General features: G+C 60.9%; 14 protein-coding genes and 1 pseudogene. 4 read left to right on the forward strand and 11 right to left on the reverse strand.

The features are described from left to right. Nucleotides 1-485 precede the first annotated feature (485 nt). Nucleotides 486-755, reverse strand: coding sequence for a mobilization protein (locus GV368_RS10345; protein WP_169116462.1), 270 nt, complete (start codon nucleotides 753-755; stop codon nucleotides 486-488). A 235-nt stretch (nucleotides 756-990) separates the two neighbouring features. On the opposite strand from GV368_RS10345, the gene mobQ reads away from it, so the two are divergent. After that, nucleotides 991-3,066 carry a MobQ family relaxase gene (mobQ, locus tag GV368_RS11860; RefSeq protein WP_169116463.1) on the forward strand — a complete coding sequence of 692 codons (2,076 nt, stop codon included), beginning with the start codon at nucleotides 991-993 and terminating at the stop codon, nucleotides 3,064-3,066. Nucleotides 3,067-3,101: 35 nt separating this feature from the next. Here mobQ and GV368_RS10355 read toward each other — a convergent pair whose 3' ends face one another. From GV368_RS10355 to GV368_RS10395, 8 genes and pseudogenes are all read right to left on the reverse strand, one after another. After that, on the reverse strand, nucleotides 3,102-4,868 hold the full coding sequence (locus tag GV368_RS10355; protein WP_169116464.1) for an EAL domain-containing response regulator: 1,767 nt from the start codon (nucleotides 4,866-4,868) through the stop codon (nucleotides 3,102-3,104). Then, on the reverse strand, nucleotides 4,865-5,338 hold the full coding sequence (locus tag GV368_RS10360; protein ID WP_235933759.1) for a response regulator: 474 nt from the start codon (nucleotides 5,336-5,338) through the stop codon (nucleotides 4,865-4,867). Before GV368_RS10360 ends, GV368_RS10355 begins: the two co-directional genes overlap by 4 nt. Nucleotides 5,339-5,392: 54 nt before the next feature. Next, nucleotides 5,393-6,978, reverse strand: a pseudogene (locus GV368_RS11425) (PAS domain S-box protein); the annotation flags it as partial. Further along, entirely contained in the window at nucleotides 6,978-8,588 is a 1,611-nt protein-coding gene (locus tag GV368_RS10375) for a methyl-accepting chemotaxis protein (RefSeq protein ID WP_169116466.1), read from the reverse strand. The pseudogene GV368_RS11425 and the gene GV368_RS10375, both read right to left, overlap by 1 nt. Nucleotides 8,589-8,647: 59 nt before the next feature. Beyond that, nucleotides 8,648-10,165 carry a methyl-accepting chemotaxis protein gene (locus GV368_RS11580; protein ID WP_169116467.1) on the reverse strand — a complete coding sequence of 506 codons (1,518 nt, stop codon included), beginning with the start codon at nucleotides 10,163-10,165 and terminating at the stop codon, nucleotides 8,648-8,650. 3 nt (nucleotides 10,166-10,168) lie between these two features. Further along, nucleotides 10,169-10,675 (reverse strand): PAS domain-containing protein, encoded by a 507-nt coding sequence (locus tag GV368_RS10385; RefSeq protein ID WP_169116468.1) that lies wholly within the window; start codon nucleotides 10,673-10,675, stop codon nucleotides 10,169-10,171. Between the two features lie 356 nt (nucleotides 10,676-11,031). Continuing rightward, nucleotides 11,032-11,229, reverse strand: a complete 198-nt coding sequence (locus GV368_RS10390; protein ID WP_169116469.1) for a hypothetical protein — start codon at nucleotides 11,227-11,229, stop codon at nucleotides 11,032-11,034. Between the two features lie 216 nt (nucleotides 11,230-11,445). Then, nucleotides 11,446-11,919, reverse strand: a complete 474-nt coding sequence (locus tag GV368_RS10395) for a helix-turn-helix domain-containing protein (protein WP_169116470.1) — start codon at nucleotides 11,917-11,919, stop codon at nucleotides 11,446-11,448. Nucleotides 11,920-12,092: 173 nt separating this feature from the next. On the opposite strand from GV368_RS10395, the gene parA reads away from it, so the two are divergent. Both parA and GV368_RS10405 read left to right on the forward strand, forming a co-directional pair. After that, on the forward strand, nucleotides 12,093-12,710 hold the full coding sequence (gene parA / locus GV368_RS10400; RefSeq protein WP_169116474.1) for a ParA family partition ATPase: 618 nt from the start codon (nucleotides 12,093-12,095) through the stop codon (nucleotides 12,708-12,710). Next, on the forward strand, nucleotides 12,707-12,991 hold the full coding sequence (locus GV368_RS10405; RefSeq protein ID WP_169116471.1) for a hypothetical protein: 285 nt from the start codon (nucleotides 12,707-12,709) through the stop codon (nucleotides 12,989-12,991). The genes parA and GV368_RS10405 overlap by 4 nt, the downstream gene beginning before the upstream one ends. Before the next feature lie 95 nt (nucleotides 12,992-13,086). Here the strand turns inward: GV368_RS10405 and GV368_RS10410 are convergent, their stop codons facing one another. Next, entirely contained in the window at nucleotides 13,087-13,365 is a 279-nt protein-coding gene (locus tag GV368_RS10410; RefSeq protein ID WP_169116472.1) for a virulence factor, read from the reverse strand. After that, entirely contained in the window at nucleotides 13,365-13,562 is a 198-nt protein-coding gene (locus GV368_RS10415; protein ID WP_206673394.1) for a DUF5397 family protein, read from the reverse strand. Before GV368_RS10415 ends, GV368_RS10410 begins: the two co-directional genes overlap by 1 nt. Before the next feature lie 142 nt (nucleotides 13,563-13,704). Between GV368_RS10415 and trfA the strand changes: the two genes are divergently transcribed. After that, nucleotides 13,705-14,661 (forward strand): plasmid replication initiator TrfA, encoded by a 957-nt coding sequence (gene trfA, locus GV368_RS10420; protein WP_169116473.1) that lies wholly within the window; start codon nucleotides 13,705-13,707, stop codon nucleotides 14,659-14,661. Nucleotides 14,662-14,732 lie beyond the last annotated feature (71 nt).

Genomic DNA, 14,732 nt, shown 5'->3' on the forward strand with positions numbered 1-14,732 from the left:
TCAAGGAGCACGCCGCCGCGCTCCTTGCCCGGATCCCGCCGGCGGCCGATGCCGGGGCCGGAAAAGGGGCTGGAACGGGGTCATCGGGGGCTAGCAAAGGGTCTGGGATCACCCGAGGCAAAAAAACCGCGCCAAAGCCCGTTTGAGACCCTTGGCGGGCATTGGCGAGGGAGGGGAAGATCCCTTCTCACGCCCCGTCTGCCCAAACCTTGGGCAGGCGCGGCGCGCGGCGGCCCGGCGCGCCGCGGGGCGGATGACACACATTCCCATCCACAGATTCTGGGGATAAGTCCGGCTCGGGGGCGGACGGCGCGCTCGGACGGGGTCGGTCACTTTGTCTGCTGCCGGGCAGGGCCGCGCCAAGGCCGAGTCGCCCGTGCCTGTGATCCCGTCAGGGTGAACGCACGGAAGGCCTTACACACGCCCCCGCCTTCGGCGGCGGGGATAGGGGTGCTTTGCACCCAAAAAACCGCCCAGAGGCCCGTTCAAGGACCTTCCTGGGCATTTTTGGGGGGTAGGTCGAAGAGTCGCCGGTCGCGGTCGGCTTCGAGGTAGCGGTCGAGGAGATCGCGCAGCACCTCAGCGCCGAGCGTTCCCTCGCGCACGGCCTTGAGCACGACCGAGCCCGCGAGCACCTTGCGGCGCGTGTCGTCCTTGCGGGCCTGCGTCTGCGCGCGAGCCCGGATCGCCGCGATGCGCGCGTCGATGCGCTGGCGCTGCTCCTCAAGCCTGCGGATGCGTTCGTTGGCGTCCATGTCCCGTTCCTCTCTGTCGTTCGTCTCCGTCTGGTGTGCCGTTGCCCGCGTGCGCGGCGAGCCTGAGCGCCCGAGCGCTTGCCCGCCTTCCCAAGCGCTTGCGTGGCGTTCCCGGGTACCATGCTATCATGTACCCGTTCCCGCAGCGAAGCAAGGGCGCACTTATGCAAACCTTCGGTTTGCGTGCGCGAGGGGCTTCGCCCCCTCGACCCCCTTCCCCCTGGAGTCCGCGGCCGTGGCGATCTATCACCTGAGCATCAAGACCCTGAGTCGCGCCAAGGGGCGCAGCGCCACGGCCGCGGCCGCCTATCGCGCCGGCGTGCGCCTCGAAGACGATCGCATGGGGCTCGTCTTCGACTACCGCCGCCGCTCGGGCGTGGAGCACACCGAGCTCGTGCTGCCCGAGGGTGCCCCCGCCTGGGACCGGGCCACGCTGTGGAACGCCGCCGAGCGCGCCGAAACCCGCAAGAATTCGACCGTCGCGCGTGAGTTCGAGCTCGCCCTGCCGGCGGAGCTGCCGGCGGCGGCGCGCCAGCGCCTCGCGCTCACGCTCGCCCGGGCGATCGTGGCGCAGCACGGCTGCGCCGTCGACGTGGCCGTGCACGCGCCCAGCCCCAAGGGCGACGAGCGCAACTGGCACGCCCATTTGCTGCTCACCACCCGGCGTCTGGGGCCCGAGGGCCTGGGCGAGAAGACCCGCGAGCTCGACGATCGCCACAGTGGCCCCGAGCTCATCGGCCACTGGCGGCAGCGCTGGGCCGAACTCGTCAATGAGGCGCTGGCCGAGCACGGCCTCGAGGCGCGCGTCGATCACCGCAGTCTCGACGCCCAGGGGATCGAGCGCCTGCCGCAGATCCACCTCGGTCCTCAAGTGCTCGAGATGGAAACACGCGGCGTGCGGACCGATCGCGGCACGCTCGCCCTGCAGATCGACGCGATGAACGACGAGCTACTCGATTTGATCGCCTACAAGGAGGCCCTCGATGCCGAACGCACTCGAACGCTTGAAGCACGCGCGCAATCCCGAAGCTCTGGCTCAGGAGATCGAACCGCTGGCGCAGGCCCTGGCGGCCCTGGCCGAGGAGACGAAGCAGGCCCTGGCCGGACAGATCGAGGCGAGCAAGGAACAAGCCCGGGCTTGGAGCGAGGCCCAGCGCCGGGCGGCCGAGGCGATGCAGGAGTCGGCCAAGGCGCTGAAGACGGCCGCGGCGCACGCCCAGAAGGCGGCGCGCTCGATCGAGCAGGCCTCGCAGGGGCTGACGATGCGCCTCTGGCTCCTGTCGGCAACTATCGGCAGCGCTACGGCGGCAGCCGTGATCGCCTTGTGGATCTGGCTCGCCCGGCACTAGCAGCCGGGGGCAGCGGGCCGGATCGTACCGCGCTGGCCGTGCGCCGCCAGCTCGAGGCCATGGGATGCGAGCGCTTCGAGGTCGGAATCCGCGCCCCCGACGGCAAGATGATGATCCGCACCTGGACGAAGGACGAAGTGCTCGAGGCCTTGCCCTGGCTCAAGCGGCAGAACGCCCTCGGGGCCGACCTCTACGTGCGCCCGGCGGGCCAGCAAAGCGCCGGGCTCGTGCTCCTTGACGATCTCACCCAGAGCCAACTCGACCGGCTCGAGGCCGACGGGTTCGAACCCGCGCTCGTCGTCGAGACGAGTCTGCTCAACTACCAGGCCTGGATTCGCCTGTCTGACAAGCCGCTCGAACCCGAAATCGCCACCCTCCTGGCCAAGACCCTCGCCAAGGCCTACGACGCCGACCCCAACAGTGCCGATTGGCGGCACTTCGGGCGGCTTGCCGGATTCACCAACCGCAAGCCCGAGCACCGCCGCCCCGACGGCCGATGCCCCTGGGTGCTGTGCCACGGCGCCCGCGGGCGGCTCGCCCGGCGCGGCCCCGAGCTCGTGCAACACGCCCTGCAGCAGCGCGACGCAGCCCGGGACGCCGCCGAGCGTGCCCGGCGGCTCGATGCCGCGCGCACGCTCGAAGACGGACGCATCTTTGGCCGCGACCCCGATCCGGTGCGCGAATACCGGCGACAGCTCAAGGTGCTCCTTGCCCGCTACGGCGAGCACCTCGACGTTTCACGGGCCGACTACATGATTGTGCGGGACATGGCCCGGCGAGGCTACGCCGCCGACCAGATCCGCCAGGCCTTGCTCGAGGCGAGTCCAGATCTGGCGCACCGCAAGTCGGGCCACGTCGAGGATTACGTGGCGCGCACGGTGCGCAAGGTGATGGAAGAGGAAGAGAAGGAGCGGCAATCGCAGGCGAGCGCGCAAAGAGGGCGGGGGGGAATGGAGCGATAGTGACCTCGGGTGGTTAGCCGGGGCAAGTCTCATCCCTACAAAAATCTCACGATTTCTGTCTCCGACAACGGCCGGAAGAAATGAAACCCCTGCGCCAGAGGGCAGCCGAGCTCGCGCAGTATCTCGGCCTCTGCCGCCGTCTCGATGCCTTCGGCGACGACGTCGAGCGAGAGCGCCCAGCCGAGCGCAATCACGGAACCGAGGATCGCCCGGCTGCGGGCCTCTTGCGTCACCCCCTGCAGGAGACTGCGGTCGATCTTGAGCGTGCTCACGGGCAGCGTCTGGAGTCGGGCCATCGAAGAATAGCCCGTGCCGAAGTCGTCGAGCGCCAGACTCACGCCCAACTGACGCAGCTGCTGCAGCTCCTGCAGCGCCGCTTCGTTCTGCTGCATGAGTGAGGATTCGGTTAACTCCAGCTCGAGGCAACTCGGTGGCAGGCCGCTGCGCTCGATCGCGTCGTGGATCTGGGCCGACAAGGACAAGCCTTCGCCCTGCAGCAGGTCGATCTGACGCGGCGAGAGATTGACGGCTACCGGAAGGATTCGCCCTACCTGTTGGTGCCAGCGATCGATGGCGGCGAGCGCCCGTTCTACTGCCCACAGACCGATCTCGGTAATGAGACCGCTTTCCTCGGCCAAGGGAATGAAACGCAACGGCGAGACGATGCCAAGGCGCGGATGGTGCCAGCGCATCAGGGCTTCGACCCCGACGATCTTGCCGCTCACCAGGCTCACCTTGGGCTGATAAACGAGCTGCAGTTCGCCGCGCAGGGTCGCCTCGTACAGGTCGGCGAGCAGGGACTCGCGCTCCTGCAGCGAGCGCTCGAAGGCTAGGTCGAAGTGCATGGGCAAGAGCCCCGGCCGGGCTTGGCTCAAGGTGAGCATGGCCCGCCGCAGGAGCGTTTTTGCCTCCTCGCCATCCTGGGGCGCCCGCACCAGTGCCGAGCGGACCGAAAGCGTTAGGGGATAGCCCTCAACTTCGAGCGGGGTAGTCGCCATTCTCAGGAGGTTATGCACGGATTGTTCAAGTTCCTGACCTTCGTACCGAGGCAGGAGCACGATGAAGATGTCACTACCCCAATAGCCGAGCTCTGCTTTAGGAGGTAAAGAGGCGTGCAGTCGTTCCCCAAACCGCTGCAGCGCCTGATCAGTAAATTCATAGCCGGCCAAACTCTCCAGGCGCCTATGCCCTTCTATTTCAAAAACCAGAAGACCGAGTGAGGTGTCTTTCCCTTCGAGCAGCGACTCCAGCCGCCGCATGATGTGTGGCCGGTTCGTGAGCCCAACCAACGGATGATGCGTGGCGAGGTAGGCGAGATCGCGCTCGCGCTGCTGTAGTAGGTCGTCCTTTTGGTGGACATCGGCGCTCAAGGCCTGCACTTCCTGGAGGTGACGATTGTGCAGCGCCCGCACTTCCAGGTGGTTGCGGATGCGCTGGATCACTTCCCTGGCGTCGAACGGTTTGGTGATGAAATCCCGCGCCCCGGCCGCGAGCGCGCGCTCGCGCGTGAGCTCGTCGAATTGCGCCGTGAGCACGATCACCGGCAGATGATCGTCTTCGAGCTCAGCCTCGAGCTGCGCCATCACGGTGTACCCGTCCAGATGCGGCATGCGGATGTCTAGCAGTACCAGGTCGAAGCCTCCTTCCCGCCAGGTAGGCAGCACTTGGCGTGAGTCGCTGAGGCAGGTGACGTGCGTGAAACCGGCCTCATCGAGGATTGCCTTGAGCAAGTCGAGATTGGCCGGGTTGTCATCGACGACGAGGAGCTTTGCCTCGGTGAGCGGTTGGTCGGGCAGGATCATGGCCTTGCTATCCCATCCGGTAGGGGACAGGGGACGTCAGAGGCAACGAAGAGCCGCGCCAACGCTTGCCCAAGGGCCTCGATATCCAGGGGTTTGGTCAAATAGTCCTTTAAAGCGGGATATGTCTTGGCACGCTCCTGCGCTTGCGAAGTCGCATCGGCCGAGATCACGAGGACAGGGATCTTGGCCGTGTCGGGCCGGGACTGCAGCTGGTTGAGCACTTCGTAGCCGTCGATGTCCGACAGGTGAAGGTCGAGCAAAATCGCATCGGGATGGCGATCCTGGGCGATCCGCAGACCTTGTTCGCCTTTGGTAGCCACGAGGAGCTTGATTCCTTCCACGGCACCCAAGACGTCGACGATCAAGGAGAGGTTCGCAGGGGTGTCATCGATGCACAGCAGGGTTCGGTGGGCGAGTGTGTTCAGGGTAGAGGCGATCCCGCCAGTAATACGCGGGTCGGTCGCCGCCAAAGTAAAGGCGAAGGTACTCCCCTCGCCCAGACGACTTTCCACCCGCATCGACCCGCCCATGCGCTCGACGAGCTCATGGGCGATGGCGAGCCCGATGCCGGTGCCCTCGATGGAGCCGTTTTCCTGCCCAGGCGGTTGAACGGTTCGAAGAGGTGGTCGAGATGCGAAGGATCGATGCCGATGCCGGTATCGGTGACGGCGATTTCCCATTGCTTTATCGGACTCGTTTCCTCCTCTCTCAAGCAGGCATGCAGGCGTACTTCCCCGTGGGGTCGGTTGTACTTGATGGCGTTACTGAGGAGATTGACCAGCACCTGCTTGGCGCGGGTGAAATCGGCTTGCACCTGTCCCAGGCGTTGTCCCTGGGTTTCGTCGATGAGAGAAATCCCGTGTTCTTCGGCCAGCGGCGCGACGAGTTCGAGCGCTTCGTCGAGGAGCGCGCGCAAGGACACGGGTTCGATCGACAGGGCGATGCGCCCGGCCTCGATGCGCACCAAGTCGAGCACGTCATCGACGAGGGCGAGCAGATGCTGGCCACTGCGGTGGATCTGGGCCACGTGCCGGCGCTGGCGTTCGCTCAGAGGCTCGCGCGTACCCTGCAGTAGGAGCTGCGAGAATTTGAGGATGGAGGTGAGGGGGGAGCGCAGTTCGTGCGACATGTTTGAGACAAATTCCGACTTCGCCCGGTTGGCCCGATGGGCCGCCTCTAGAGCTGCATCCAAGACAGAATGCAGGGCGCTCGTATCGGAGAGGATGCCAACGTATTGGGGTTCGCCCCCAAAATTGACTTCGCTCACCGCCAGGTGCATGGGAAACTCGCTGCCGTCGGCCCGCCGTCCGCGCACCTCGCGCCCGATACCGATGATGCGCGCCTCGCGCGTGCGGCGGTAACGCGCCAGATACTCATCGTGCTGTTGGGCCCAGGGGGAGGGCATAAGCAGCGAGACATTGCGTCCGATTACCTCCTCGCGGGCATAGCCGAAGAGCCGCTCGGCCGCGCGATTGAACGCCTGGATGTACCCGTTGGCGTCGATGCGCACGATGCCGGCGGCAGCTGTATCGAGGATTGCCCGCAGTTCATTGACCGTGGCTTCGTGCCGGCGCATGGCTTTGCGGTAGTCGATCGCGCGGCGTCGCGCCATGAGCATCTCTTCGGTGAGCGCGACGAGGTGGCGCAAGGAGCGCTCTTGGACGGACGAGAGGTGGCGCACCTGGGTGTCCATCACGCACAGCGTTCCGACGGGTTGTCCCTCGACGCGAATCGCCAGACCGAAGTAAAAACGAATTCTTCCCGAAGTCACCAGGGGAATGGAGGCGAAGCGGGGATCCTGGCGCGCATCTTCGACGAGAAGACTGCCCGAATCCGATTCGATCAGGAAGGTACAGAACGATTCTTGGCGCGGCAACACCTCGAGCGCGGAACCAAAGCGCGCTTTGACGCGCAGCGTGTCTTTCCCGATGAACGACAAGAGGGCAATGGGCACCTCCAGCAAGCTCGCGGCAAGCTCCACCACGCGATCGAAAGTGGGCTCAGGAAGGGTACCGTAGATGTCGAGCCTCTCGAGCGCGGTCAGGCGGGCAATTTCGGCAGGATCCGCAGTCATGGAAATCGGCCCATCGGTAAATCTTATGACCGTCATTATGTCCGAAATTGCTGCAGCATCGCAGCGATCTCTTGCGCCGTCCGCTCCAACGAGTGTGCCGCCTCCTCGCTGTGATGAGCCATCTGTTCGAGCGCTTCGGCCATCTGGGCGATGCGGGTGATTTCGCTAGCCGCTTGCTGCGTCACTTGCGCTTGGGCTTCGACGCTTCGCGGGATCTGCGTGGTTTCAGTCCCGATCGTTTCGAGCGCATGTTCGATGCCGGCGATCTCTTCGGCCGAGGCGAGCGCCTTGCGCACCGTCGTCTCGACCATTTCCCGCCCTGCTTGGGTCTGGGCGACGGCGTGATCCACCTGGTTTTGCACTTTGCCGATCATGGCGCCGATCTCGGTCGTGGCCTGCGCCGTGCGCTCGGCGAGCTTGCGCACCTCGTCGGCGACCACCGCGAACCCTCGGCCCGATTCGCCCGCGCGCGCCGCTTCGATCGAGGCGTTGAGCGCAAGGAGATTCGTCTGCGCGGCGATCTCGCCGATCACGTCGATGACGCTGCGCATTGAATCCATCGACCCCTTAAACGCCTCGACTTCGTGGGCGATCGACGCCAATTCGTCAGACAACTTGCTCGTCTGTTCGGCACTGTCGCGCACCCGGGCCGTCGCCTGGCGGTTGGTCGCGATCAGCGCTTCGATCCGCTCTGCCGCTTGTGCGGCCGTCGTGGCGATCTCTTGCATCGCCTGGGCGAGCTGCTCGGTGGAGGTAGCGAGCGTGTGCGCCGCGGCCGTCTGTTCCTGGGTGGCCGAGCGCGTCTGCCCGGCACGCTGGAGTTCCTCGCCTACTTCGGTACGCAGCCGCTTTTGCGATTGACGCAGTGTGATCACCGTCTCATAAAACCTCGCCCGGATCACTTTCAGGACGTCGAGCAAGGCGCGAATCTCGTCGTGATGATCATCATCGACGTCCGGACGCAAGTCGAGCGCGGCCACCGCCTGTGCCATCGTTTTCAGCGCACCGATACCCCCACGCAAACGGCGTCGCATCCATGCGCCCAATCCGATGAAAGAGAGCAAACCGGCGGCAGAAACCCAGGAAAGCGCCATCGTTCGCCCCTGCAGGGCAAGCAGCACGGCCACGCCGTAGAAACCGGCACCGACGAAAAGGGTGATCCAGTAGCGGCTCTCTAGGCCGAGATGATTGAGGAGACGTTTGACGGGACCAGGGCGGAGCCGACCGCGTTCGAGCCGCAGATGCGCACCGGCGCGCATACGGGCGTAGAGCGCCTCGGCGGCGGTTTTTTCTTCCGCTGGTGGCTTTAGCCGGATGCTCATGTAGCCCGAGCCGTCGGGCAAAGGGGCTACCGTGGCCTTGACCCAGTAGTGATCTCCGTTCTTGCGCCGATTCTTGACGATTCCTTGCCAGACGTGCCCCGCCTTGATCGTCGCCCACAGGTCGCGGAAGGCTTCCGGCGGCATGTCGGGATGGCGAATGACATTGTGCGGCTGGCCAATAAGCTCCTCGCGCGTCATTCCAGCGTATTCGCAGAAGTCGTCGTTGACGAAAGTGATGCGGCCCTTGAGATCGGTATGCGAGACGATCACCACGTCGTCGCGTACAGGGTATTCGTTCTGTGTGACGGGAAGATTGAGCCGCATGATCGTCTCACTCGTTTTTACTTTTTTGTTGAATGGGATAATCCGTTAATTACCTAGATTTAATTGGTGGCTTTCCCCCTTTCTTCGACTAGTTGCGTAATGATCCGCATGACCTCGTAGCTTTGCTCTTCGGCCTCTTGCATCGTGTCCACGATATCCGCAAGCATTTTTTCGTTTTGCATCCAGTCTCCACGGGATTGCTCGACGGCCTTTTGCACCAGGGCATGGACTTTCGCATGGGGCGCTTCGAGGAGTCGGTAGGAGGGGACACGGGAAAATTCTTTCCTGCCCTGGCCTTCGTCATACCACTTCCCGAGGAGACAGTCGTGGTGCCCCACCGAGATTTCCTTCAGATACGATTCTCCCCCCTGGCTCGCAGCCATGTATCCCCGTTCGATGTAGAGGATGTGATCGAGCTTCACGAGCGAAGCAAAGGTGGTGTCTTTGGCGTATTCCAATACCCCGATGATTTCGTTCGCGGCCTGATGAACTCGATCGAACTGCAGCGAAAAGCTCGACAATTCTCCTTGCGTGGCCTGTGACCATTGATCGAGCGATCGGGTCTGCGACACCATCGTATCGATGCGACCGTGCAACATAGCGATGATGTCCCGAATCGTCTTGGTGGCTTCCGAGGTGCGCTGCGCCAGCTTTCGTACTTCATCGGCCACGACCGCAAAGCCTCGGCCTTGCTCTCCGGCGCGGGCGGCCTCGATCGCTGCGTTCAAGGAAAGTAGATTGGTTTGATCTGCAATCTCGGCAATCAAATCCACCGCCTTGCCGATGTTCGTATTCGAGCTTTCCAACGCTTTGGCTTCCTGCGTCAGCACCGAGACTTGTGAAACGACTTCTGCAAGGGATTTAGAGAGTTTATCCACCGATGCGACACTTTCTTTAGCCTGATGGGCATTTCCTTTGGCGTGCTCTTGAGCTTTTTCGACGTTTTCCGACGAGTTTGCCAAGTCTTTTTGTATTAAAGTGAGTTTTTTGATGAGATTTTCCCCATTCAATTGCTGTAATTCGTGATTAAGCCGAATTCGTGCGGAAAATTCGGTCGTTTTCTTCATCGAATCGAGAGCCTCGTTGATCGATTCCATCGTTTTGGAGAGAACCTCTGGCAAACCTTTATTCAACGTCATGCGATCGAAATTTTTATTCTTGGCACGCTCAAAACAATTCTGTACTTCGTTGAAGTACGTTTCTATCATGTCCATGACATCATTGAAAAGCCACGCGATCTTGCCATATTCACCTGCTCCTTGAACGAGAGATACCCTGGCATTGAAGTGACCCTGTTTAACCGAAAGAAGCGCAGAATAGAGCGCATCGAGCGCTGTGGCTCGCTTCGTATAGAGTGCATGAACCACTGGGCCAATAGCTGCGATCACCAGGCAGAACAGAATCGATACAGGGTCGACGCCGTGTTGCCACGTGATCCATCCTGCCTGCGCGAGCGACAGAAAACTGATTGCCCACATGGCTTGCCCGAGCAGGTTGCGGGTAAACGGGAGCTTTTTGCTTTTTTCGCTACTGGGATTCAAAAGATCTGCCGCACCGATGGCCAGAGTCTTTTCCATGGCTTACCCCTGATCGAACAGATTGAGCACAAATTTCTCGTAGGTCGTCCCTTCGTTTTGCACGTGCTCCATGAGCATTTTGAGGGATTCTTCTGGGGCGCGCGTGCTGGGATGCCGTGACTCGACCTCTCGCATCTTGGCATACAACTCACTCATGAGTGCCACGGCTGCTCTGGGCGCCGCGCGACGCACCGAATAGTAGCCCACGTGTTTGCCGTACTCGAATCCCTTGTTGACGTTGGCAAATACCCAGTAATAATTTCCATCTGCGGTTCGATTCTTGACGAAACCGAACCACTCTTCGCCACGATGCAGCGTATCCCACAGGAGTTTGAAGGCCCCACGTGGCATGTCAGGATGACGAATGATATTGTGTGGTTTTCCGATCACGTCTTTTTCGTAGAACTTGGAAATATTCATGAAGGTACGATTCACGTAGGTGATCTTCCCCTTGAGATCGGTTTTACTGACGATGAGATCATGTGGCTCCAGAAAAACTTCTCGTTCCATGATTCGTCCTTTTTACGGGCTTTTCCTGCTGAAAAATCTTCTCCGGGTACTTCAGGGAAGATCGGTAAAAACGTCTCCTCTGACTTTACTAATTTTTGCAAGTTTTGTGTAAATTTCGTCGAGACGCAGGGGTAGCTGATCAACATGGGGGATTCCAGTGACGTGGATGTAGACACATTTCTCGAAACTCGCATCGATCGAACGAATCGAGCATTTTCTTTCGAGAATGGGTTTCGAGAGGGTGGAGGCCTTGGAATCACGGGGTGCAGCGGGTGATGGAGCTGCGTTATCGAAAACGTGGATTCATGATGATGATCTCGGGGCAGGGAATCAAGCGCTCAGACGAACGTCCCTTACTATGACTTATTCATTAAAGACGTATGACGAGGTTGCGCCTGTGCATCGGGAATACCGCGCATCAGAGAGATGAGCGCCCGACGCATGGATGCGCCACCATCATAATCGAATTCCTTGAGGATGAAGACGGAGACGATCAGGAGGATGGCCAAGCAGATCCGGGCCAAACCGAGGAATCGGATGAAGGAGTGTTTCATGGAAGACTTCAGGGATCATGACCCTGACAGGGTAAGGTGGATTGCACCTTCTTTATCGGCGAATCAGTAGGTGCTTTGGCAGCCAATTCTTTCGGTTGTAGGGCATCGGACGGCAAGATGTGCGTGGTGGTGGTTACCCAGTAGATCGAGCAGCTACCACGGTGGCTATTGCAATGGGGTACAGAACGCACGCATCCTAAAGGGGTGAGACGATCATCAGTAGTCCAACCCCAACTCGCGCTCGTTTTCTGCCAGGCGTTCGAGCGCTTGCCGTTGCCTTGCCCGCATCTCCTTGGCGTACGCCAGAAGATCATCGAGGGCAACGCGCCGATGCGAGCCCACCTTGCGATACGGCAGGCGTCCCGCCTCCATCTCTTTGATGAGAAATGGGCGTGAGACATTGAGCAGATGCGCCGCTTGCACCGTCGTCAGCTCTTGAGTGCCCGGCATCAGCACGATGGTATGTCCCTCGCTCAAGGCCCCCAGCAACTGGCCGATTAACCTCAAGGTGGCCGGCGGCAGCTCGACGACGGGGGAAGAACCTTCCTCGTCCGTTCGCAAGGTGATCGTCGCGGCCCGCGCATGGTCCAGCGAGGCCATGATGCAGCGCTGAGCGGCCTTGGCCAATTCCTTGTCCTCGTCGGAAAGCAAAGGAGGGGAAACACGGTGAAGATGATCGAGGGAACGCATGGTTCGCTCCTGAAGCGGTGATGCTTACCAAACTTAGCGCAATAAGTGCAACAAGTGAAAAGCTTTGCACTAAATTGACGCCATGATGACATGAATTCGAAACGTCTTGACGCCATGAATTTGCCTCCTATAATGGCGCCTTAACGCCATGAAGGCTCGACGTGGTGACTTCAATGAAACGGATCGCCTTTCTCTCCCAGAAGGGAGGAAGCGGCAAGACGACGCTGGCCGTCCATATGGCCGTGGCTGCCACGGAAGCGGGAGAGAGCGTCGTGATCGTCGATACCGATCCCCAAAAGAGCGCCACCCTCTGGGGGGAAGCCCGTTCCCGGGACGTTCCCGTCGTTGCGACGGCCGCCGCGGCCGAGCTGGATCAGGTGCTGGAGGCGGCCGAGCGGGAGCGGATGACCTTGGCGATCGTCGACACGGCCCCCCATGCGACCCCTGACGCCACGCGCATCGCGCGTGCCGTCGATCTGGTGGTCATTCCCGTGCGTCCGACGGCGTTCGACATTGCTGCCGCAGGCAGTGCGGTTGCCCTCGTCGAAGCGGCAGGCGCTCACGCCGTGTTCGTGCTCTCCGCCTGTCCACCCCGTTGTCCCGAAATCACGGAAACCCGTACCGTTTTGGCGGAGTACGGTTTACCGATCGCCCCCGTCGAAATCATCGACCGGCGGGCGTTTGCCAGAGCGGTGGCCTGCGGACGCGCCGTGACCGAGTTCGAGCGCGACGGCAAAGCCGCCGCGGAAATTCGCGCCCTGTGGGCGTGGTTCGAGGAGCAAATGAAATGAGCAAACCCAAAGGACTCGCGGCGTTTACCCGCAAAGCATCCCTTTCCGCGTCGCAACCCGTCGCAGACGACCAAGCCCAAGGATCGGAATCCCCCGTCAAAACCCGACGGCGGGAGCGGGGAAAGGGTGAGGTCGTTGCGCTCACCATCCGCCTGCCCCGCGCCGAGTGGGAGCGGGTGCACCAGCTGGCCGTCTCCGAGGGCGTCAGCATCCAGGCGCTTGCCGTCGAGGGACTCTCCAAGGTCTTTGCCGAAAAAGGGCTGCCCGAGTTGAAGTCATAGTTTCGTGACTTCGTGGTTGCATGGCGTCATGGATTCACTACGTCCATGAGATAAGCACGAGGTGGGCCCCCGTTTTTCGGAGACTCACTCGTTGTTCATGATTTGACGATCTCGGTAAAATCGGACCACTGTTCAATGCGAAACGCCCTGATGTCTCTGACGGAAGGGGGAAACCAGGGCAATGATCGCAGTGCTTCGATGGCCCGAAAAAGGTTGGCCATGTTTTCGTTTTCCGTGACGTAGAGGCTTCCCTGGACCCAATTGAAACCATAGGAGCTCAGCACCGAGGCGATATCGGTGTAGGCTTGCCTCACCCCTTTGGGATGATGTTGCTTGGTGTCCTCGACTCTGAGATCGAACGCCACGGCGTACATTATTCTGCCTCGGGATCTTCAATGATGTCTTTCAGGCTGTATTCGGCCTTCTCACCCGTTTCGATCAAGGTGATCTCCACGATCCAATCGCCATCGTCCGTTGGGCGCAGAGGCCGTCCGACCTCGTACTTCGGTCCGAAAGGTCCCATGCTTTTGATCATGCCCGTAGGAACGGCTGGTGGTGAGAGGGTTTCCATCGCGGCATCACCCACTATATGACATTGAAATAAATGATCCCAGGGCATGGCGTTGGTGTAGCATGGTCGGTGCAGGCCTACGGTAGCGGCCGTGGCCTGCACCTCACCACAACCGACTGAAGATACGCACGGAGAGTCGATCATGGCTGAAGACAACGATAGCACGGATGAGGCCTTGGCGGGGCTACCCGCCGATATCCAGGAAACGCTGAAGCGGGCCCTGGCCACGGCCAAAGCGCGAAAAGCCAAGGAACAAGAGCAAAAGCCGCAGCAGCAAAGCAGCGCACTGCCCGCGGCAGTGGAGAAACTTCCGTTATGGCCAGAGTCCGTACGGGCCGTACCGAACGGTTTTCTGCGATCTGCGCTTTTTGGTGCGATCCGCAAGGGACGGCGGCGATTCATGGAACGCGAGGTCATCGCCGCGCTCGAGGGCATTGAGCTTCGCTATACGGGCCAGCGTCTCGACCAGAGCGACCTCGATGTGTATGAATGCATCCTGCAGCTTGCGCGCTTTCAGCCGCTCGGTACCAAGTGTCATGTCACGGCCTATGCCCTGCTCAAGCTCTTAGGTCGGACGGTCAATGGCAAGAATCGCCAGACATTACACGACCAGATCGTTCGGTTGCGCTCAGGAACGGTCGAGATCAAACATGGGCGATATGTCTATATCGGTGGCTTGATAGACGAAGCATTCAAGGACGAAAAAACCCACGAATGGGTGATCGTCATCAATCCCAAACTAGCCAATCTCTACGCGAAAGATGCCTTCACTCTGATGCAATGGGGTGAGCGCCTCGCGCTTGCGGGTCAGCCTCTGGCTCAGTGGCTGCATGGGTTTTACAGCTCGCATGCCAAGCCCCATCCGATCAAGGTGGAGACGCTGCGTCAGTTGAGCGGCAGTGAGAACGAAAGTCTTTCCAGCTTTCGCCAAAAAATGCGCGTAGCGCTTGATGCCATGGCCAAAGTTACAGGATGGACATGGGAAACCGAAGCCATAAGCGACCTCGTGTATGTGTATAAAACGCCGACAGGCTCACAGGCACGCCACCTGATCTTCCGAGCGCTCAAAGGGAAAGGGTCGACAGATCCTAAAAAATAGGCGCTATAGATACCGCTCCATCATTTACGGGATGGGGTACTAGCAGATAGGCGATGGGGTACTAGCAGATA

The sequence above is a fragment of the Tepidiphilus baoligensis genome (assembly GCF_012911495.1).
Lineage (GTDB): Bacteria > Pseudomonadota > Gammaproteobacteria > Burkholderiales > Rhodocyclaceae > Tepidiphilus > Tepidiphilus olei.